General features: G+C 33.9%; 17 protein-coding genes and 1 pseudogene. 12 read left to right on the forward strand and 6 right to left on the reverse strand.

The features are described from left to right. Positions 1-8 precede the first annotated feature (8 nt). The 7 genes from MG290_RS03690 (at position 9) to MG290_RS03720 (ending at position 10695) form a co-directional block, all read left to right on the forward strand. On the forward strand, positions 9-1817 hold the full coding sequence (locus MG290_RS03690; RefSeq protein WP_264562560.1) for a chloride channel protein: 1809 nt from the start codon (positions 9-11) through the stop codon (positions 1815-1817). A gap of 126 nt (positions 1818-1943) precedes the next feature. After that, positions 1944-4775 carry an excinuclease ABC subunit UvrA gene (uvrA, locus tag MG290_RS03695; protein ID WP_264562561.1) on the forward strand — a complete coding sequence of 944 codons (2832 nt, stop codon included), beginning with the start codon at positions 1944-1946 and terminating at the stop codon, positions 4773-4775. A gap of 72 nt (positions 4776-4847) precedes the next feature. Next, a complete protein-coding gene (locus MG290_RS03700) occupies positions 4848-5570 on the forward strand; it encodes a TIGR00730 family Rossman fold protein (protein WP_264562562.1) in 723 nt (240 codons plus the stop codon). Between the two features lie 87 nt (positions 5571-5657). After that, complete coding sequence (gene hutI / locus MG290_RS03705) at positions 5658-6890, forward strand: imidazolonepropionase (RefSeq protein WP_264562563.1); 1233 nt, start codon at positions 5658-5660, stop codon at positions 6888-6890. A gap of 214 nt (positions 6891-7104) precedes the next feature. Then, positions 7105-8145 carry a formimidoylglutamase gene (locus tag MG290_RS03710; protein ID WP_264562564.1) on the forward strand — a complete coding sequence of 347 codons (1041 nt, stop codon included), beginning with the start codon at positions 7105-7107 and terminating at the stop codon, positions 8143-8145. 6 nt (positions 8146-8151) lie between these two features. Then, the gene (locus tag MG290_RS03715) at positions 8152-9300 is read left to right on the forward strand and encodes a glycosyltransferase family 2 protein (RefSeq protein WP_264562565.1); all 1149 of its coding nucleotides are present in this window, start codon (positions 8152-8154) and stop codon (positions 9298-9300) included. 90 nt (positions 9301-9390) lie between these two features. After that, positions 9391-10695 carry a dihydrolipoamide acetyltransferase family protein gene (locus tag MG290_RS03720; protein ID WP_264562566.1) on the forward strand — a complete coding sequence of 435 codons (1305 nt, stop codon included), beginning with the start codon at positions 9391-9393 and terminating at the stop codon, positions 10693-10695. Between the two features lie 40 nt (positions 10696-10735). Here the strand turns inward: MG290_RS03720 and MG290_RS03725 are convergent, their stop codons facing one another. After that, positions 10736-11758, reverse strand: coding sequence for a helix-turn-helix transcriptional regulator (locus MG290_RS03725; protein WP_264562567.1), 1023 nt, complete (start codon positions 11756-11758; stop codon positions 10736-10738). Between the two features lie 228 nt (positions 11759-11986). Between MG290_RS03725 and MG290_RS03730 the strand changes: the two genes are divergently transcribed. The 3 genes from MG290_RS03730 to MG290_RS03740 are packed head-to-tail and all read left to right on the forward strand — an operon-like array spanning position 11987 to position 15217. Then, on the forward strand, positions 11987-12781 hold the full coding sequence (locus tag MG290_RS03730; protein ID WP_264562568.1) for a nucleotidyltransferase domain-containing protein: 795 nt from the start codon (positions 11987-11989) through the stop codon (positions 12779-12781). Continuing rightward, positions 12735-13793, forward strand: coding sequence for a DNA polymerase beta superfamily protein (locus MG290_RS03735; protein WP_319800354.1), 1059 nt, complete (start codon positions 12735-12737; stop codon positions 13791-13793). Before MG290_RS03730 ends, MG290_RS03735 begins: the two co-directional genes overlap by 47 nt. 2 nt (positions 13794-13795) lie before the next feature. Beyond that, positions 13796-15217, forward strand: coding sequence for an RtcB family protein (locus MG290_RS03740; protein ID WP_264562569.1), 1422 nt, complete (start codon positions 13796-13798; stop codon positions 15215-15217). A gap of 34 nt (positions 15218-15251) precedes the next feature. Here the strand turns inward: MG290_RS03740 and MG290_RS03745 are convergent, their stop codons facing one another. After that, positions 15252-16313, reverse strand: coding sequence for an endonuclease (locus MG290_RS03745; RefSeq protein ID WP_264562570.1), 1062 nt, complete (start codon positions 16311-16313; stop codon positions 15252-15254). A gap of 111 nt (positions 16314-16424) precedes the next feature. On the opposite strand from MG290_RS03745, the gene MG290_RS03750 reads away from it, so the two are divergent. After that, complete coding sequence (locus tag MG290_RS03750) at positions 16425-17207, forward strand: hypothetical protein (RefSeq protein ID WP_264562571.1); 783 nt, start codon at positions 16425-16427, stop codon at positions 17205-17207. Positions 17208-17775: 568 nt separating this feature from the next. Here the strand turns inward: MG290_RS03750 and MG290_RS14850 are convergent. From MG290_RS14850 to MG290_RS03765, 4 genes and pseudogenes are all read right to left on the reverse strand, one after another. Next, positions 17776-17892: pseudogene (locus MG290_RS14850) on the reverse strand (transposase); the annotation flags it as partial. Between the two features lie 15 nt (positions 17893-17907). Continuing rightward, positions 17908-18054: a hypothetical protein gene (locus MG290_RS03755; RefSeq protein ID WP_264562572.1), complete on the reverse strand. Its 147-nt coding sequence runs from the start codon at positions 18052-18054 to the stop codon at positions 17908-17910. A gap of 69 nt (positions 18055-18123) precedes the next feature. Next, complete coding sequence (locus MG290_RS03760; protein ID WP_264562573.1) at positions 18124-19281, reverse strand: hypothetical protein; 1158 nt, start codon at positions 19279-19281, stop codon at positions 18124-18126. A 42-nt stretch (positions 19282-19323) separates the two neighbouring features. Beyond that, on the reverse strand, positions 19324-21018 hold the full coding sequence (locus MG290_RS03765) for a pseudouridine synthase (protein ID WP_264562574.1): 1695 nt from the start codon (positions 21016-21018) through the stop codon (positions 19324-19326). Positions 21019-21118: 100 nt separating this feature from the next. Here MG290_RS03765 and MG290_RS03770 point away from each other — a divergent pair, with 100 nt between their 5' ends. Beyond that, positions 21119-21478 carry a DUF983 domain-containing protein gene (locus MG290_RS03770; RefSeq protein WP_257498918.1) on the forward strand — a complete coding sequence of 120 codons (360 nt, stop codon included), beginning with the start codon at positions 21119-21121 and terminating at the stop codon, positions 21476-21478. Positions 21479-21480: the final 2 nt, after the last annotated feature.

Genomic DNA, 21480 nt, shown 5'->3' on the forward strand with positions numbered 1-21480 from the left:
TTTGCAACATGGATGCAGTAAAAAACGGAAATACAAGGTTTAGAAAAGCTTTTAGATATATAGAAGGAATTGTTTATTTGCTGAAAACAATCATTTCAGATAGGCAATTTTTGTATCTATCATGCGTTTTGGTTGGTGTTTCTTCTGCATTAGCGGTAATTTTATTAAAGTCATTTGCACATGGCGTTTTTAAGCTAGCCACTTATTTGGATACGCTTTACAAACTTCCTTTTTCAAACAGTATTTTGCCAGTGGTTGGTATTTTACTTACTGTTTTTGTAATTCGAAAATTTTTAGATGGTTCTCTTGAAAAAGGAACAAGCCAAATCATGATTGCCGTGGCAAAACGCTCTGGTTTTATGCCGCGCAAACAAATGTATGCTCAAATTATAACCAGTTCATTAACGGTTGGTTTGGGTGGATCTGCCGGATTAGAATCGCCCATAACCATTACAGGAGCTGCTTTTGGATCAAACTATGCACAAAATTTCCGTTTTAATTATAAAGATCGAACCTTGCTTTTAGCTTGTGGGGTGGCTGCCGGAATTGCAGCGGCCTTTAACGCACCCATAGCAGGTGTTCTTTTTGCTATTGAAGTAATTTTGGCAGATATGAGTGTCACTGCTTTTATACCATTGATGATTTCTTCGGCTACTGGAGCAATTGTTTCGGCAGTGGTTTTAAAAGAAAGTATTTTATTACACTTTAAAGAGCAATTAACCTTCGACTATTCCAACACATTTTATTATGTTATTCTTGGTGTGATTTGTGGTTTATTTGCCTTATATCATGCCCGAATGTTTAGAAAAATTGAACATTTAACAGCAAATTTGCCTTACAAACCCTACCGCAAAGCATTGATCGGCGCTTTAATGTTGGCCGTTTTAATTTTTCTGTTTCCCACACTTTTTGGGGAAGGATATGAAAGTATTAAATCGCTGGCAAATAATAGTGCTGAAAATGTGCTCGACAATTCTTTAATCGAACGCTTTAATGAAAACAAATGGGTGGTTTTTGCTTTTGTATTGTTCACCTTGTTTTTTAAAAGTATTGCCACAGGATTAACGCTTGGTGCGGGCGGAAACGGTGGTAATTTTGCGCCATCGCTTTTTGCGGGATCTTATTTGGGCTTTTGCTTCGCAAAATTTTTTGAATTGATTGGTTTCAAAGAAATGCCTATAACCAATTTCACGGTTGTAGGTATGGCAGGTCTTTTAAGTGGTTTGTTTCACTCGCCCTTAACAGCCATTTTCCTGATTGCAGAAATTACGGGTGGCTATGGTTTAATGGTTCCTTTGTTGATTGTTTCTTCAATCAGTTTTGCCATTTCTAAACATTATGATAAACATTCCATGGATATTTATACCCTTGCAGACAAAGGCATGGTGTTTACATCAGATAAAGACAAAAATATTTTAAACAAAATTGAACTGCACACCATTTACAATAATTCGGTTGAAACCTTAACAACAGCCGATACCATGTATCAAGCAAAAACAATATTTTTAGCTACCGGACAAACTTTTATACCCATTGTTAACGAAGATCAAACCATCGAAGGTATCATCTATTTGAATGATGTGCGCCATATATTATTTAACCAATATCAATTAGGAGCTGCGGCCATTTCGGAAGAAATGAAACCGGCTTTTTCAGTTTCATTGTCAGAAAACACAGGCAATGTAATTAAAATTATCGATGACCAACACCTTTCTGAAATATTGGTTACTCAAAACAATAAATTGGTGGGATATGTTACAAAAGTGAAAATTTTAGAGGTATATCGCGAAAATCTAAAAGATTTAAGAATTGAGTAGATTATTCTAATTAGTGTATTTGAATCAATAAAACCTGTACATCTTTGGCAGAAATAAAATCATTTTACCAATGCATTAATATTTTAAAAGCAAAGCAATTTGTATATTTGCACTTTGACTTTTTATATGCAAAATACCGATGATAATATACAGGTTTTGGGCGCACGCGTTCACAACCTAAAAAATATAGATGTTACCATTCCCCGCGAAAAACTAGTTGTTATCACTGGCTTGTCGGGTTCTGGAAAATCGTCTTTGGCATTCGATACCATTTATGCCGAAGGTCAACGCCGATATATTGAAACATTTGCTTCGTATGCACGACAATTTTTAGGTGGTTTGGAACGCCCAGATGTGGATAAAATCGACGGACTTTCGCCGGTTATTGCCATTGAACAAAAAACTGTTAACAAAAATCCCCGATCAACTGTTGGAACCATTACCGAAATTTACGATTTCATTCGTTTGTTGTTTGCAAGGGCTTCTGATGCTTATTCTTATGAAACAGGCGAAAAAATGGTCAGCTATTCCGATGAACAAATTTTAGATTTAATCATTGAAAACTACAGCGGACAACGAATCAATATACTATCGCCCGTAATTCGTTCGCGAAAAGGACATTACCGCGAGTTGTTTGAACAAATTGCCAAACAAGGTTTTGTGAAAGTGCGTATTGATGGTGAAATTCGCGACATTGTTCCGGCAATGCGTTTAGACAGGTATAAAACCCACGATATAGAAATTGTAATTGACCGTTTGGCCATTGACGACACCGACGATACAAAAAAACGATTGGCAGAAAGCATTAAAACAGCCATGTATCATGGCGATGATATTTTAATGGTGCTTCCACATGAAAGTGAAAATTCCCGATTTTTCAGTCGTCATTTAATGTGTCCCAGCTCAGGAATTTCGTATCCTATTCCTGAACCAAACAGTTTTTCGTTCAACTCACCCAAAGGTGCTTGTCCGGTTTGTAATGGTTTGGGAACGATTAATGAAATCAACCTAAAAAAAATCATACCAAATAATGAGCTTTCTATTAAATCTGGAGGTTTACTGCCTATTGGCGAGCAAAAAAGCAGCTGGATTTTTAAACAATTAGAACTTATTGCCCAACGCTACGATTTTAAACTTTCAGACCCTATCAAGAACATTCCAAAAGAAGGTTTGGATATGATATTAAACGGAGGAAAAGAAAGTTTTTCTGTATCATCGAAAATTTTGGGTATCACTAAAGATTATAAAATTGATTTTGAAGGAATATCAAACTTTATTAAAAATCAGTTCAATGATGCACCAACCGCAGCAATCAAAAGATGGGCGGGAGATTTTATGGACGAAATTACGTGTCCGGAATGTAACGGTTCGCGTTTGCGAAAAGAATCATTGAATTTCAAAATCAATAACCAAAATATTGCTGATTTAGCTTTAATGGATTTGGATCAATTAGGCGAATGGTTTGGCGATTTAAACAATCATCTGAGCAGCAAACAGCAAATGATTGCTGGTGAAGTGGTGAAAGAAATTGTTACGCGTTTATCTTTTTTGCTCGATGTGGGTTTAAATTATCTTACATTGAACCGATCTTCAAAAACCCTTTCAGGGGGCGAAGCACAACGCATTCGCTTGGCAACGCAAATTGGTTCGCAGTTAGTTGGAGTGCTTTATATTTTAGATGAACCTAGTATTGGGTTGCACCAACGCGATAATGAAAAACTAATTACGTCTTTAAAACAATTGCGCGATGTGGGCAATTCGGTTTTGGTGGTAGAACACGATAAAGATATGATTGTGGAAGCCGATTATGTAATTGATATTGGACCTAAAGCAGGTGCAAACGGCGGACAAATCATTAGTGCAGGCACTCCAAAACAGCTTTTAAAAGAACAAACCATTACGGCGCAATACCTGAACGGAAAACTAGAAATTCCTATTCCTGAAAAAAGACGAAAAGGCAATGGAAACAAACTAAAACTTACTGGCGCAAAAGGCAATAATTTAAAAAATGTTTCGGTAGAATTTCCTTTGGGGGCTTTAATTTGCGTGGCAGGCGTGTCGGGTTCGGGGAAATCTACGTTGATAAACGAAACCCTTTATCCCATTTTAAACGAATATTTTTTTAATGCGGTTAAAGTGCCCCAACCTTATGATAAAATAAAAGGTTTAGAGCATATCGACAAAGTAATTGGTATTGATCAAAGTCCGATTGGAAGAACACCGCGTTCCAATCCGGCTACTTATACCGAAGTTTTCACCGAAATACGTACATTGTTTACCAAAACACCAGAAGCAAGCATTCGGGGGTACAAACCCGGACGATTTAGCTTTAACGTGAAAGGTGGTCGTTGCGAAACCTGTGAAGGATCGGGCTTGCGAACAATTGAAATGGGCTTTTTGCCTGATGTGTATGTGGAATGCGAAACTTGTCAAGGAAAACGTTTTAATCGCGAAACATTAGAAATTCGTTACAAAGGAAAATCAATCGCCGATATTTTGGATATGACCATTGATGAAAGCGTACATTTCTTTGAAAATATTCCAAAAATATATCGAAAAGTAAAAACCATTCAAGATGTAGGCTTGGGTTATTTAACCTTAGGTCAACAAAGCACCACACTTTCAGGTGGTGAAGCACAACGTATAAAATTAGCAAGTGAATTGTCTAAAAAAGATACCGGAAATACGTTTTATATTTTAGACGAACCCACCACCGGTTTACACTTTGAAGACATTCGCGTGTTAATGGAAGTTTTGCAACAGTTGGTTGATAAAGGAAATACCGTTTTGATCATTGAACACAATTTAGATGTGATTAAAATGGCCGATTACATTATTGACATTGGTCCAGAAGGCGGAAAAAATGGGGGTGAAGTGGTAGCAAAAGGAACACCAGAGCAAGTTGCTAAAAACAAAAAAAGCCATACTGCACGTTTTTTAAAGAAAGAATTAAGTTAGAAATATAGGTATCGATTTTAGAATCAAAAACTTAAAACAGATATTAAACGTTAAACAAATCAAACAAAAAAGATGGAAGAAAATTTATCAGAAGAAGATATCAGAATCAAAGAAAAACTATCGCAAAAATCGTGGAACGAAATTAAGACCAACGATTCTTGGGCCATTTTTAAAATCATGTCTGAATTTGTAAATGGATATGAAAAAATGGGGCGTATTGGGCCGTGTGTTTCCATTTTTGGATCGGCACGAACAAAGAACGATAATCCTTATTACAAATTGGCAGAAGAAATTGCCTTCAAAATTAGTAAAGCAGGTTATGGTGTCATTTCGGGCGGAGGTCCCGGAATTATGGAAGCAGCCAACAAAGGGGCACACTTGGGCGGTGGACCATCGGTTGGTTTAAATATCGATTTGCCTTTTGAACAGCATTTTAACCCATATATCGATCATGATAAAAACCTGCAATTCGATTATTTTTTCGTGCGAAAAGTAATGTTTGTAAAATACTCACAAGGGTTTGTGGTAATGCCGGGTGGTTTTGGAACATTAGATGAATTGTTTGAAGCAATCACATTAATTCAAACCAAAAAAATTGGTAAATTTCCTATTATTTTAGTGGGCTCTGAATTTTGGTCGGGATTAATTGATTGGGTAAAAACCGTTTTGCTTGAAAAATATTTCAACGCATCGCCCGAAGATATGAATTTGATAAAAGTAGTTGATACCGCTGACGAAGTGGTAACTATTATCGATACATTCTACAAAAAATACAACTTAAGTCCGAATTTTTAATAAACCAATCCGTTTTCAAAAGAAACGGATTTTTTTATGCTAATTTGTAAGAACTATCTATCTTTGAAAAGTAATCAAAACAAAAAAATGAAAACTTTATTTTACAATATAAAAGAACTTTTTCAGGTTCGCGAAAACAATACCGAAATTTTAAAGGGAAGCCAAATGAAAGAACTTCCTTCTATAAAAAATGCCTTTTTAGTAGTTGAAAATGATTTGATTACAGATTATGGCGCTATGGAGAATGTACCAACCGAATATGATGAATCGGTTGATGTTTCGGGAAGAATGATTATGCCCAGTTATATCGACAGTCATACGCACATTGTATATGCAGGCAACCGTGAACAAGAATTTGTAGATCGAATCAACGGTTTAAGTTACGATGAAATTTACCAACGAGGCGGTGGTATTTTGAATTCGGTAGAAAAATTGCGCAAGGCTTCTGAAGACGAATTGTACATCGATGCTGCAAACCGCCTCGAAGAATTAATTGCTTTAGGAACGGGCGTTATCGAAATTAAATCTGGTTATGGTTTAAGCTTAGAATCGGAATTGAAAATGTTGCGTGTAATTAAAAAATTAGAAGAAAAGTATCCCGTTAAAATAAAAGCAACTTTTTTAGGTGCACATGCCATTCCACCAGAATTTAAAGGCAATCAATCAGGATTTGTAACTGCAATTTGCAATGAAATGATTCCTGAAATAGCACAATCGGGCTTGGCAGATTATGTAGATGCTTTTTTAGAAACCGGCTATTTTACCGTAGAAGAAACCCAAAAAATTATTCAAGCAGCAACAAAACATGGCTTAAAGGCAAAAATACACGTAAATCAATTCACTGCAATCAATGGTATTGCAATGTGTGTGGAAGAAAACGTACTTTCAGTAGATCATTTAGAAATTGTAACCGATGCAGACATTGCGGCATTGCAAAAAGGAACCACCATTCCTGTGGCACTGCCCACTTGTTCGTATTTTATATCGATCCCTTACACGCCCGCACGAAAAATGCTAGAAGCCAATTTACCTTTGGTAATCGCATCAGATTATAATCCTGGAACCACACCGAGCGGAAATATGAATTTTGTGGTGGCAACCGCTTGTATAAAAATGAAGATGACCCCCGAGGAAGCTTTTAACGCAGCTACTTTAAATGCTGCTTATGCTTTGGAAGTTCAAAACGAATACGGTAGTATCACAAAAGGCAAAAAAGCATCGTTTTTTATTACCAAACCTATCCATTCCATTTACGCAATTCCGTATAATTTTGGTAGTGATTTAGTAGAAACTGTATATTTAAACGGAAAAAAACAATAAAAAAACACACCGAATACCAAAAGTAAACGGTGTGAAAAAAAATAGTTATGAAAAAGATTTTATAGATCGAAAATTAATTTATCGATATATATTTACCTATTACAAAGTTAGTAATAATTCCTTAATTTTAAATAAAAAACCGTATGTTAAATTCTAAAATAATATAAATAATACTTATAGATATTGATTTTACTGCGATTTTATAAAACAACTGATGGAAAATTTTGAATACTTTAACAAAACAGCATTAAACAAACTTTTAATTTTAAGAAAAGATGAAACCAAATTTGGCGAAAAAATAGCCATTCCTAGTCAAGAATCTGCACAATTTGCCGATTTTCTTAAAAATACCGATGCTAAGTTTATTGTTTATGGAATAAAAGAATTTGCCGGTGTTAAGGCCAATTTTGGAAGAATTGGGCAAAAGCATGCTTGGGATGTTTTTCTACCAGTTTTCCTAAATATCCAACACAACAAATTTTTAAAAGCGCATCATGTGGCTGTTATAGGTTGCTTTGATTTTAAGGTTTATGAAGAAGAAATTCAGCAATTAAACCCATCTGAACCTAGGCAATTAAACCGTTTGTTTGAAATTGTTTCGGAAATAGACAAAGAAGTAACCTATCTTAATACTTTGATTCATCGAGCTGGTAAAAAAGCCATTGTGATAGGTGGGGGGCACAACAATGCCTATGGAAATATAAAAGGTTTGGCACTAGCAAAAGGAGCTGCGGTGAATGTGGTGAATTTTGATGCCCACACCGATTTTAGAGCTTTAGAAGGCAGACACAGCGGTAACGGTTTTTCTTACGCATTCCACGAAGGATTTTTGAACACATATTGTATGTTTGGTGCACATGAAAACTACCTGAATAAATTTATGTTGCATCAATTTAAAGAACAACCCGAACGATTAAAACTTTATACCTTTGAAGAAGTGAAAGTTCGATTTGAGAAAGATTTTCAAACCAGTATCAACAATATTCAGCGTGCCATAAAAAGTAAACCTTATGGTATCGAAATTGATGTGGATGCTATTGAAAACACACCAAGCAGCGCAATGTCGCCCAGTGGATTTTCTGTTACAGAAGCGCGTCAGTTTATAAATCAAACCGCAACAAGCAGTAATGCATCTTATTTGCATTTATGCGAAGGTTCACCAAGTTTTAGCACAGCAGCAGACAACATGTTGGGTAAATTATTAACCTATTTAACAACCGATTTTATAAAGGCACAGTTAAGTGTGGTAAAATAAAAAAATATGCAACTATCCGTCGTAATCTTAAATTATAATGTAAAGCATTTTTTAGAGGTTTGTATAAAAAGTGTTCAAAAAGCTGTTGAGCATATCAAGGCTGAAATTATTGTTGTGGATAATACTTCAACCGATGGATCAAAAGAAATGATACAGCAATTATTTCCGGATGTTAATTATTTCTATCAGACTGAAAATTTAGGTTTTCCTAAGGGAAATAATATCGGCGTGGAGGCTGCAAAAGGTGAATTTATTTGTATTTTAAACCCTGATACAATCGTAGCAGAAGACACATTTGAAATTTTATTAAAAACTTATCAAACACTTGAAAATCCTGGGGTTTTGGGCTGTAAATTAATTGATGGCTCTGGTAAATTTCTTCCTGAAAGCAAACGCGGTGTTCCTACTCCTTGGGTTGCTTTCACAAAAGTAGCATCATTATATAAAATCTTTCCCAAATCGAAATGGTTTAATACATACTACGCACAGCATATATCTGAAAACCAAATAGGAAAAGTTGCTATTTTGGTAGGCGCTTTTATGTTTATGAAACGTGACTTGTATATGGAAGTAGGCGGGTTTGATGAAGGATGTTTTATGTATGCAGACGATATCGACTTAAGCTACATGGTTTCAAAAACTGGTTTGCAGAATTATTACGTTCCAAAAACTACTGTAATTCATTTTAAAGGAGAAAGCACACTTAAAGATGGAAAGTATATGCTGCGTTTTAAAGAAGCCATGCAGTTTTTCTATAAAAAGCATTTTAAAAAATCACCTTGGTTCAATGCGGTCATGGATATGGGGATAGCATTGTTTGCCTTAAAAAAGCAATCTGAAAAAAGTAGTGACCAACATTCTATAAATCATTATATATTGGTAACTAATAATGCTGCGCTTTATCAAAAAGTTGTAAATAAAATCGATAAGCCTTTAGATTGGGTATATTTTTTAGAAGATATTCAAACAATAAATCAGCCTGAGAAAAACATTGAAATTTTAATTGATAACGAATCTATTTCCTATAAAGACTACATAGCCTTTATCAATCAAAACCAAAAAACAAACAAAACGTTTAAAATTCGTTCTATAAACTCTGATTTTTTTATCGGAAGCAATGATAAAAATGGAAGGGGAGAAATTTTATCTTTCTAGAAATTAAAAATTTTAAATAAACAGCAAAATACTCTTAAAAATTACTACTTTTGTACTACTTTAATCTATACACAACTTTTTATTAGAAATATGGCAAAGTTTGAATTAAAATTACCTAAAATGGGTGAAAGTGTTGCAGAGGCAACCATTACAAATTGGGTAAAAAACGTTGGTGATACAGTAGAACAAGATGAAACAATTGTTGAAGTAGCAACCGACAAAGTTGATAGCGAAGTGCCGACAGAAGTAAGCGGAAAAATCGTGGAAATTTTGTTTCAGAAAGATGATGTAGTGCAAGTGGGACAAACAATTGCAATCATTGAAACAGAGGGTGCCGATGTTGCACCAGCTAATAATGCACCTGCAAACGAGGAAGTTTCAGTAGAAAAAGTTGAAAAAACAGTTGCAGTGGCACAAGAAACAGTTGCAGTTGCAGATTTCGGTTCTTCAGATAAATTTTTCTCACCTTTAGTAAAAAATATTGCAAAAGAAGAAGGTGTTTCTATTGCCGAACTCGAAGCAATCAACGGCACTGGAAAAGACGGAAGAATTACCAAAACAGATATATTAGATTACGTTAAAAACAGAGGTTCACAATCGGTAGCAGCTCCTGTTCAACAAACTGCGCCTTCTGTTCAACCAACACAATCAGTTGCAAGCAAAGCAGCACCAGTTTCTGTAAACGGACAAGACGAAATTGTAGAAATGGATCGTATGCGCAAAATGATTGCACATCACATGGTGCAATCGGTTCAAACTTCTGCGCACGTGCAATCGTTTATCGAAGTGGACGTTACAAATATCGTGAATTGGCGAAATAAAAATAAAAATGCTTTTGAGAAGAGAGAAGGAGAGAAGCTTACATTTACACCTATTTTTATGGAAGCTGTTGCAAAAGCATTAAAAGATTTCCCTATGATGAATATTTCGGTTGATGGTGATTACATCATTAAACGCAAAAACATCAATTTGGGAATGGCAGCAGCTTTGCCCAACGGAAATTTAATTGTTCCGGTAATTAAAAATGCCGATCAGTTGAATTTGGTAGGAATGGCAAAAGCAGTTAACGATTTAGCAAATCGCGCAAGAAATGGAAAATTAAAACCAGATGACACACAAGGCGGTACATACACTGTTACCAACGTTGGAACGTTTGGTTCTGTTTTTGGAACACCAATTATCAATCAACCGCAAGTAGGAATTTTGGCATTAGGAGCTATTAGAAAAGTAGCTGCGGTTATCGAAACTCCAGAAGGTGATTTTATAGGTATTCGTCAAAAAATGTTCTTGTCACATTCTTATGACCACCGAGTGGTTGATGGTTCTTTAGGCGGACAATTTGTTCAAAGAGTGGCACAATATTTAGAATCTTTTGATCCGAACAGAGCTATTTAAATATACAAAATCCCGAAGGTTGTTATCTTCGGGATTTTTTTTACATTTCCTCTATCTGATACATTGTAGCTGTTCTGTTTATGCGGTTTTTGATTTGTTTTCTCAGGTTTTTGGGGGCTAAAACCATTACATTTTCTCCAAAACCTAAGATTTCACGTTCTAGTTCAAAATTAGGAATCACATCTATTCGTATAACAATTCCATTTTCATTTTCTTGTAGAATTTGTTGCGAATGATGAATGGGTTTGGTTTTTACATAGGGCGCATTTTTCACATTAAATTTTAAAATAATTTTTTGCGGTCGATCTTTTTCCGAACGTGTTACACCAATACATTCGCTATAATATCTTTCAAAATCAATACCTTCGTAAGGTTTAAAAGCAGAAGCTTCCAATTCATAAAAAGCCTCTATACGGTCTAAAGCCAAAGTAACCAAAAGTTTTCCTTTATTGCTTCGAGTGATTAAAAACCAACGGTTGCGGTATTCTTTCAGCAAATACGGATGATAAATTTCTTTTATAGCTTGTTTTGATTTAAACGATTTATACTCAATATAAAGTGGTTTTTTATTCAAAATAGCTTTGTATAACCGGCTTAGATGAGCAATTCCTTTTAACTGTTTATTATCTTCAAACTGAATATAATTTGGAGTTTTCTTGGAAGATTTATAGATGTTGTTTTCCAATTTAGCAATAAGTTCGCTCATTTCATCGAAATATTGAAAACCATTAAATTGCTTTAGAAGTGATACAACTTCCTTCATTTTATGCACATCTTCCTCTTTTATCGGCGACTTTGTAATTGAATATTCCGGATCTTCATAACAATAAAATTTGCGATTGGTAACCACAATTGGTGCGTTGTATCCCAATTTATCGCTGCGCATAAACTGTATATCGGCCTGAATAGTGCGTTTGCTAATACCGGTTGTAATACCTTCAAATTCATACAATGCATCGGATACCTTTTCCATTAAATCTTCCAGCGTCCATTTTCTGAAGCGATTTTGCAAACATTCATTGATTGTTTTATAGCGAATTAACGCAGATTTGTTAGTAGCCATGACCAATTAGTATTAAAAATCAAGTAAATATAGCATTAATTACGCAATATATCTGCGTAGTTAAATACAAATTTATAAATAAAATCTTTTTAAATGGTTTTATTTATTTGATAATTAGTTTTTTATAAATAAATTAAATTTTTTTTCATTTGCGCATTTTGATTGCGTAGTAACAGTTGCATCTTTGTGATGTTGAAATAATATATTAGATTATTAAAAACATTAATCATGAAAAAAATAATTGTTGAAAAGCTAAATACAATAGAACAAGAAAAAGGAATAAAAATACTTTTTGCAATAGAATCTGGTAGCAGAGGTTGGGGATTTTCTTCTGCTGATAGTGATTATGATGTTCGATTTGTTTATGTACGACCTAAAAAGGACTATTTACATATTAATGAGCAAAGTGATTTTTTAGATTTTCCCATAAATAATGAACTTGATATAAATGGTTGGGATGTTAGAAAATTTTTGAAGCTGTTGTATGCTTCAAATGCTACACCATTTGAATGGATGCAATCACCAATCGTTTACCAAAAAGATGAATCTATCTTTAAAATGATTGTGAAGGTACTACCAAATTATTTTTGCCAACAAACTTTAGTGCAACATTATTTAGGTTTGGTTCATAAAAAAATAGAAATGCTTCGAACAGAAAATATGCGACTAAAAGATTTTTTTTATATCTATAGATCCTTATTAGCAGCGAGATTTGCATTAAAAAACAATCAATTTCCGCCTATGGAATTTTCAAAATTGATGATTCAAATAGATATGCAATCACTACTTAATGAAACAAAACAATTGGTATGTTTAAAGAAAAGTATGAGTGAAAAATACATAGACACAATCAATCTAGAATTAATTGATTACCTTGAAAATACTCATAACGAACTCTCAGAATCGAAAAAAATTAAACGCAAAGGAACGTTAGATTTAGAAATATTAAATGAAACATTTTATAAAATAGTAACAGATGCTGACAATAGATATTTTAAAGAAAAACAACCTAATACTTTTTGAATGTATTTCAGGAAGTAAAGCTTACGGTTTACATACTGAAAAATCTGATACGGATATTCGCGGAGTTTTCTATATGCCCAAAAAAGATTTTTACGGACTTAATTATGTTCCGCAGGTGAGTAACGAAACCAACGACATTGTTTACTATGAATTGGGAAGATTTATTGAGCTTCTTTCTAAAAACAATCCTAATATTTTAGAAATGCTTGCAACACCAGCGCATTGCGTTATATATAAAATTGAACTGATGAATGAAATAAAAATCGCTGATTTTCTTTCACTGCTAACGAAAGATACTTTTGTTGGGTATGCTTTATCACAAATAAAAAAAGCGAGAGGTCTTAATAAAAAAATGTTTCATCCTATGAACGCCCAACGAAAAACAGCTTTAGCATTCTGTTACGTTGTAGAAAATGGAAAAACACATGAGTTGCAAAAATGGTTAATTGCTAAAAAATTGAAGCAAGAAAATTGTGGTTTAGCAAAAATCAATCATTTAAAAGATACTTATAACCTTTTCTATAATATAAATGAGGATGTTTATAGCGGAATATGTGTTGGGAAAGATTCAAACGAAGTTACACTAAGTAGGATTCCAAAAACTGCAACATCATCTATTTTACTGTATTTTAATAAAGATGCTTATTCCACCTATTGTAAAAAATATAGCGAATATTGGGAATGGGTTTCTAAAAGAAATATCGATAGATTTCAAACAAATAAATTGCATGGGAAAGGGTATGATACTAAAAACATGATGCATACCATTCGATTGTTGCAAGTAGCTTTAAACATTTTTAAGAATAATAAATTAACAATTGAAGTTGAAAATCGAGAAGAATTATTAGCTATAAAATCGGGTGTTTTGAGTTATGAAGAAGTAATAAAAATGGCAGACGATTTAATAGTTGATATAGAAAAATTTTATAAAAAATCGATACTAATGAAACAACCCGATTTAAATAAAATAGAAAATTTATTGATTGAACTTCGTCTAAAACTATACAATTAATCATGAAAAAAATAACAGGAAAAGACCTATTGCGTATAGGTTTTGAAGAAAATATCATTTTAGGAAAAACATTACAATTTTTCGAGAATTATCAGGGTGCATTAAACAAAGGCGAGGTATTAAATATTTTAAAAAAACTTATTGAGACCCCACATGAAACCTTTGAAGCATCTGAATTTTACCCATTGGCACAGCAGATTATTGCATTGCAAAACGAGATAGATAGTGCTACTATTCCACTAGCGACTGAACCAAAAGAATATACCGTTTTTGGAAACGAACATATCGAGGATGGTGCAAAAAAACAAATGGAAGTTGCGATGAAACTGCCTGTTTCGGTAGCCGGAGCTTTAATGCCCGATGCACATCAAGGCTATGGATTGCCAATTGGCGGTGTTTTGGCTACCCGAAATGCCATTATTCCGTATGGAGTTGGTGTGGATATTGGGTGCAGAATGGCACTTTCAATTTACGATATGGAAGCATCTTTTTTTGAAGAAAACCAATCGAAATTTAAACGCGAATTAATCGCACAATCAAATTTTGGTGCGGGAAATGGTTTTAAAGGACAGTACCGATTGGATCACGAAGTTTTAGAAAATCAATTGTTCCACGAAAATCCATTTTTAAAAAGTTTAAAAGATAAAGCTTGGGCACAATTAGGAAGCTCTGGTGGAGGAAATCATTTTGTGGAATTTGGTATCATTGAATTTTCAGAGCGCGACGAAATGCTAAATATTGAAAAAGGCCAATATGTTGCCCTATTAACCCATTCCGGTTCACGAGGTTTTGGTGCTACTATTGCCAGTCATTACACCCAATTGGCAAAGAAAGTTTGCAAATTGCCACGCGAAGCTAAAAACCTGGCTTATTTTGATTTGAATTCAACCGAAGGTCAAGAATATTGGCTGGCAATGAATTTGGCTGGCGATTACGCTTCGGCTTGCCATGAAGTGATTCACTTAAAAATGCAAAAAGCTTTAGGAGTTCAAGTTTTAGCTAAAGTTGAAAATCATCACAATTTTGCGTGGAAAGAGCAGTGGAACGGCGAAGAAGTGATTGTTCATCGAAAAGGAGCCACACCTGCCAGCAAGGATGTAATGGGTATAATTCCGGGATCAATGACAGCACCTGGTTTTTTAGTTCGTGGAAAAGGTGCACCAGAAGCCATTCAGTCTGCATCGCACGGTGCCGGACGTCAAATGAGCCGAACCCAAGCGAAAAAAGAAATTACTAAAACCGATTTCAAAGCCATTTTAAAAGACCATAACGTTACTTTAATTGGTGCGGGTTTAGATGAAGCGCCAATGGCTTATAAAGATATTCATCAGGTGATGCAAGCACAAGAACATTTAATTGATGTTGTGGCAACTTTTACGCCCAAAATGGTGCGTATGGCAGACGATGGAAGTAGGGAAGATTAGTTTTAATTAAATAAACCGCAATTAAATTTGCGGTTTATTTTTTTATAAACTTAAACGTTTTTGACTGATTTTCTATTGAAATATTTAAAAAATAAATACCGTTTGCATAATGCGAAACATTAATTTTGTTTTTATTTTTTCCTTGTTCGATCAACTTGTTTGATACATCAAAAATTTTATAGCTATAGTTTTCTGAGTTGTTCTCAATATTTACAATGTCTGAAGTATATGTAGGATACACCTTTACCATATTCAAATTTTCATTCGCCACGGTTAAACTGTTCCATTTGTTTTCAGCAGCAGGCCCATTCCAAATTAGGGTTGCTAGATAAGGATTGTCAATAAATGGGTTTCGGTTTCCTTGAGCATTATAAATAGTTTCATTTCTGTTTATTTCATGTGCAGAAACCGGATCTTCTGCATTCCATTGTAAAAAAATGTTTGGCATATCACCATTCATCGAAAATGAAGTTGCGCCATGACCAACATTTATAGGTTGGCAGCGATTGCCATAGCGCACATACATGTACATGATCATTCGAGCAATATCGCCTTTCCATTGGTTTCCAGGATAAAAATATTCGATACCGTTTTGCTGAATCACACGGGAATAGGTGATATATGAAGTGGGATTTGCAATAAACTTAAAATTACTTCTTAAACTATTACGATCATAATCAGCAGCACGCAGGTGGTGTGCATCAGCACCTGGACCTTCAAATTCTAGATTGGGCGTACCTTTTGATCGAGGAAAAACATGTTCGCGCACCCATTTATTCTCGCAATTTGCACTATGACAACTTGCATTTCTGTCGCGCGTTAAATCATTATTTTTTATTAAATCAGTATCGTTCCAACCATAAATTAGTAAAATTTTATTGCTATTTGTAGGATCCACATCTGCATCTTTTAAAACATCCCAAACTTGGGGCGAATAAATTAAATCCGTTGTGTGAGTGTTAGTAATTAAAGTTGCAAGTTCGCTTTTTAAAGCATCACCCTTCAAAGATAAATTAATTGATTGATAATATGTAGGAATCTGTGCATTGGAGACACAAAATATAAAGAAAAAAAGGGTATGAAAGACTGATTTCATTGCTTGTAAATAACAATGCAAAATTAATGAAATATCTTTGAATAAAATGTTTTTATAGAAACAATTCCATTCTTCGTACTACTTTTTATATTTTTGAAAAAAATTCAACGAATGAGATCAATTACAGCAGTTTTTATTTTTTTTATGTTTTTTAATGCAAAAGCTCAAAGCTATTTAGATTATTATTTTAAGGCCAATAATATAAATGGTGCAATTGTGATTTATGACGCAAACAAAGATGAATGGCTTTTTAACACAGAAAGTGAACCTTTTTACAATACACCGGCGGGCGCACATTTTCATTTGTGGCAAGCTTTGGTAGGATTAGAAGAAAAGATTTTTAAAATTGATGTAAATGAAAAACTAAAATGGGACGGTGTAAAAAGATCTTCATTTGAAGGAAGAATGCCCGAGTGGAATGCCGATACTAATTTGATTGATGCTTTAAAAAATCAAAATGATTGGTATTTTAATGTGTTAAAAGATAAATTATCAGCTGAAAGTTATGAGAAAAATATTAAAAATGCTTCATTTCTGAAAGAAGTTAAAAATAATGAATGGGAGTATTTTTGGAACTATGCAGCTTTTACAAATCCAAATTCTATGATTTTATTTCTAAAAGATTTGCACGATAATAAATTACCTTTTCATAAAAAAAGCCAGCAATTTTTATTCAATCAACTTCTGGCAAATCAACAGTTAGCCCTTCATACCACCACAACGAGTTATTTAGGAAAAAAAATAGATTGGACAGTGGGTATTTATCTTAAACAAAGCAAACCGATTTATTTTTCGCTTAGAACTTATACTTCATTAGAAAGTGATGCTTTAGCAGACTACGATAAGCGCAAGAATTTAATTTTAGCTCAAATATTTGAAGTTTTAGGATACTAAAATGAAGCCTTCTCAATACTAAAATTTTCGGCGGTTTTTTATTTGATTAAACTTTTATAAAAAAGTTACTTTTTTAAAATGAGGTTAAAATTGTCTTTAAGCAGCAATTTTCTTTCTTAAGTTGTGTGCTAAAGTCATTAACCCAAATTCTAATCCTGTTTTTTGGTTTCCTTTTAAAGAAAATCATCTAAATTTATGGTTGTATTTAAGTTGAGCGAATACATGTTCTACATCAGCGGTCCGTTTTTTTCTTTTCTGCAATCCAGTCTCGCTTGTTAGTAGTTCTCTGATTTTTTGGTTCCATCTGGCACACATAATAATCATCTTATTGGTTGTAATGAAGATTTTCTTTACTAAAAGGTTTGTGCTTTTTTTGATAATTTTTGTCTTGCACTTTGTCAAAAGTATTTTGTGTTTCTATTTTTTGTGGCATCGGTATAAATTTGTTTTAATGAAATGAATCCTTCAGAAGCATACATTAGTACTACTTGTTTGAAAATCTCTTTAAAACTATCTTTTAATTTATTGCTTCAAAATCTATTAATAGTGTTATGATCAACTATTGTCTTCAGGTTAACCACATAAAATTGATGTTCTCTCTAACAGCTAATTCTATCTTTCGAGAGGAATAGGTGTTAGTCATATAAGAATACAACATTACTTTAAGCAACATTTTTGGATTATAAACTGGATTACCCTCTTAACTGTATGCTTTTAAAAATGGCTGAATATTTATTGACTCAACAATTTGGTCAACTACTCGAACGGGATGTTTCTCTGAAATAAAATCGTCAACCGAATAAGGTAAAAGTGTGGTTTGACGTTGATTGTAATGCTTGAATTTCATGTATAATCATCTGTAAATCGTGGCATAAACATACAAAAAAAACCGTCTCTAATTGTAAGACGGGTTTTATTATCTCAAAATCTTATGTTTTTCTACCGGTTTAGAAGGATCAAAATGATAGCGATAGGTTCGTAATTTTCTGCTTAAATTGGCTCCTAAGCTTTTGGCTACATTAATCATTTTTGGGTTAAAATCACCAATCCATTGCATTTCATAATCGGTGTAACCACTTTGTTGTTTGATTACTTTCTGACCTTCGATAATCATGAAGTTATCAACGCCTTTTCCTTGCCATTCGGGTACAACTCCAAAAGCAATTCCAATAACACGCTTGCTTTTTTGAAAGGTTTTATACCATAAAAATTTAATTTTTTCTAGCAAACCAAACTTTCCGTTTAAATGTTTAAAATATTGATTAAGGTCTGGTAAGTTTAGCCAAAAAGCTACAGGTTGCTCTTTATAATACACAAACCACACAATTTTTGGATCAATTACGGGTTTCATGGTTTTAAAAATGAGTTTGCCTTGGGAAAGCGGCATATCTTTTCCGCCGCCATGACTTGCCCATGCTTTGTTGTAAATCGTTACAAAGTCGGCTACATATTTATCTAAATTGTTTAGCTTTATATGTTCGGCTTTAAATGCAGGATCTTTTGCAATATTGGCATGTCGATCATACAATTTAGGCTGCAATTGTTGATTAAAGGGTAGGGAATAACACTCTTGGTTAAAATAGGTTTTGAAACCATAGTTTTCGAATAATTCCACGTAATATGGAAAATTGTAATTCATATTATAAAGAGGTTCATGAAAACCTTCTACTAATAATCCCCACCATTGATCACGTTCCCCAAAATTTATAGGACCGTCCATGGTTTCCATACCGTTTTCTTCCAACCATTTTTTTGCCTGATTAAACAAAAGATTAGCTGCTTTTTGATCATTGATACATTCAAAAAAACCAAAACCACCCACTGGGTTTTTTCCTTCATATTTTGGGTTTATGAAAGCGGCTATTCGTCCTATTATTTCATCGTTTCCATTGAAAAGCACCCAGCGAATGGCTTTTCCACCACGCTTAAACAATTTATTTTTTTCGGTATCAAAAACCTTTTCGATATCTTGGTCTAGCGGGTGAATCCAATTTTTGTCGTGGGCATAAAGCTTTGCCGGAAAGTTTAAAAACTGTCGGCGTGTTTTGCTATTTTTTACTTCAACTGTGTACATGGGCGTCAATATGAAAACAAATGTAATAAAAGTTTGTTAGGGTTAAAAATCGGGCGGCAACTCAAAACACATTTTTTCATTCCGTATGGGATGATGAAATTCTAACATATTGGCATGCAAATACAATCGATCGGCTTTTGTTCCATACAAATCATCGCCTTTGATGGGTGCATTTAAACCTAAATTATGCGCTGAATGAACACGTAATTGGTGTGTGCGACCTGTTATGGGAACATATTGAATGCGTGTTGTTTTCTCATTTTGTTCTAATACTTTAAAATTTGTAATTCCCATTTTTCCATAATCGAAACAAACAACTTGGCGCGGGCGATCATCTAAATCAACACGTAAAGGCAATTCAATTATTCCCGAATTGTTTTGCACCACTCCGTCAAGCAAAGCAATATAGCTTTTTTTAACACGGCGTTTTATGAATTGTTTTTGTAAATTTTCGTGTATTTCTTTGTTTTTTGCTAGCACCATTAAACCCGATGTGGACATATCTAATCGATGCACAATTAAAGGTCCGGTAGCTTGTGGATATCTTTTTTTAATGCGTTCATAAACTGAATCGCTGATGTTGATGCCCGGAACCGATAAAAATTCTGCGGGTTTATTCACAATTACCAAATAAGCATCATCATAAACGATTTCTAACTCTTTTCCTGCAGCGGGATTTTGCAAAAAAGGATTTTCTTCAACCTGTAAACCTTGCATCATGTGAGCCAAAATGGGTTCGCACTTACCCCAACACGATGGGTAAAATTGTTTGTGTTTTCGCACTTCGGATTTAGGCGGTATTCCCCACCAAAATTCGGCCAATGCAATAGGCTTTAATTGATGTTGAAAAGCATATTGAAACAATTTGGGCGCACAACATTCACCTGCACCTGCAGGAGGTTGGGAGTGAAGTGCTGTTTTAAAAATAGCTACTAATGATTTTTCTTTGTTATGGGCATTTAAAAAAGTATAATTGTTAAAAAGCCAATGCTGTAAGGCGTTTGATTGTGCTTTGCGTTGCTCTTTTAAAATATTGATTTTGTCTTGAAAACCAGCTATTTGATTGCTTATTTCATTTTCCTTAGATTGATAGTTTGCTGTTAATACTCTTAACAAGTGTTTTTCATGCAAACTTTGTTTAATTAAATCGGCTTCAATTAACTGAAACTCTTCTGCAGTTGCAGTTTCTTTAAAAGCAATTCGCTTTTGCTTGCGTTGCTCTTTATGAAGTTTCATTTGTTTTTTATATGCTTCTATTTCAGTTTGCGCTGTATTTTTTATAGCAACTAATTGTTTTTTAAGAAGTTGTAATTCTTCATTATTCTCAAAAGCATCAATTTGACGGTTGAGTGCATTCAATTTTTCTTCTTCTTTTAAAAAATATCCATCGTTTTTAAGCATATCAAAAACCGGAGGTACGAAAAATGCAACCGAATTGCTGTTTGCCAACTTTCCTGAATAAGCGGCCAAAAAACCAAATTCATCATCTTTTTGAACCACTAAAACACCAAACATTTTACCAATTGGCGCTAGTTCAGAATGATTATTTAAACCAAAATTATGATTCAAATTTTCATTTTTCTCTAAAAAAAGCTGTACCTGCTTTGCAGCTATCTCGCACAACGGATGCACATTATAATAAAACGGAAAGTTTAGTTTTTCAGGAAGAGGTATATGTGAAACATCTTCGGTAAACGAAATAAAACAACTTGTATTTTGTTTTTTTGCTGTTGTCATTTACAAAGTATTAATGTCTGAAAAGTACAACTTTTTGCGTTTATTATTAAATCACTGCAAAGGCAATTAGCTGTATATTTGCATACAAAATTAATAAGAAATGTCTTACGTTAATAAAGTTTTGAAGGGAACTTGTCCAAAATGCGGTCAAACCAAAGTGTTTAAAAAGAAAGGAAACCCGTTTTTGTTTTCAATGCCCGTTATGAACGAGCGTTGTGCAAATTGCAACTATTCGTTTCACCGTGAACCTGGTTTTTATTTTGGCGGTATGTATATGAGTTATGCGTTGACTGTTGCAGAAATGGTAGCCGTTTTTGTGTTGGGTTTATTATTTAAACTAAACTTTTTTAGCATTTTTATTGCCGTTGTGGTAGTAATTATTTTGCTATCTACTTTTAATTACCGCATGTCGCGCTTAATGTGGTTGAATTTATTTTACAAAAACGATCAAGAAGAATAGTT

It is taken from the genome of Flavobacterium sp. CBA20B-1 (assembly GCF_028473145.1).
GTDB lineage: Bacteria > Bacteroidota > Bacteroidia > Flavobacteriales > Flavobacteriaceae > Flavobacterium.

Coding starts and splice junctions, on each gene's coding strand:
- MG290_RS03690 (WP_264562560.1), top strand. CDS start 9: ATGGATGCAGTAAAAAACGGAAATACAAGGTTTAGAAAAGCTTTTAGA.
- uvrA (WP_264562561.1), top strand. CDS start 1,944: ATGCAAAATACCGATGATAATATACAGGTTTTGGGCGCACGCGTTCAC.
- MG290_RS03700 (WP_264562562.1), top strand. CDS start 4,848: ATGGAAGAAAATTTATCAGAAGAAGATATCAGAATCAAAGAAAAACTA.
- hutI (WP_264562563.1), top strand. CDS start 5,658: ATGAAAACTTTATTTTACAATATAAAAGAACTTTTTCAGGTTCGCGAA.
- MG290_RS03710 (WP_264562564.1), top strand. CDS start 7,105: ATGGAAAATTTTGAATACTTTAACAAAACAGCATTAAACAAACTTTTA.
- MG290_RS03715 (WP_264562565.1), top strand. CDS start 8,152: ATGCAACTATCCGTCGTAATCTTAAATTATAATGTAAAGCATTTTTTA.
- MG290_RS03720 (WP_264562566.1), top strand. CDS start 9,391: ATGGCAAAGTTTGAATTAAAATTACCTAAAATGGGTGAAAGTGTTGCA.
- MG290_RS03725 (WP_264562567.1), bottom strand. CDS start 11,758: ATGGCTACTAACAAATCTGCGTTAATTCGCTATAAAACAATCAATGAA.
- MG290_RS03730 (WP_264562568.1), top strand. CDS start 11,987: ATGAAAAAAATAATTGTTGAAAAGCTAAATACAATAGAACAAGAAAAA.
- MG290_RS03735 (WP_319800354.1), top strand. CDS start 12,735: ATGCTGACAATAGATATTTTAAAGAAAAACAACCTAATACTTTTTGAA.
- MG290_RS03740 (WP_264562569.1), top strand. CDS start 13,796: ATGAAAAAAATAACAGGAAAAGACCTATTGCGTATAGGTTTTGAAGAA.
- MG290_RS03745 (WP_264562570.1), bottom strand. CDS start 16,313: ATGAAATCAGTCTTTCATACCCTTTTTTTCTTTATATTTTGTGTCTCC.
- MG290_RS03750 (WP_264562571.1), top strand. CDS start 16,425: ATGAGATCAATTACAGCAGTTTTTATTTTTTTTATGTTTTTTAATGCA.
- MG290_RS03755 (WP_264562572.1), bottom strand. CDS start 18,054: ATGAAATTCAAGCATTACAATCAACGTCAAACCACACTTTTACCTTAT.
- MG290_RS03760 (WP_264562573.1), bottom strand. CDS start 19,281: ATGTACACAGTTGAAGTAAAAAATAGCAAAACACGCCGACAGTTTTTA.
- MG290_RS03765 (WP_264562574.1), bottom strand. CDS start 21,018: ATGACAACAGCAAAAAAACAAAATACAAGTTGTTTTATTTCGTTTACC.
- MG290_RS03770 (WP_257498918.1), top strand. CDS start 21,119: ATGTCTTACGTTAATAAAGTTTTGAAGGGAACTTGTCCAAAATGCGGT.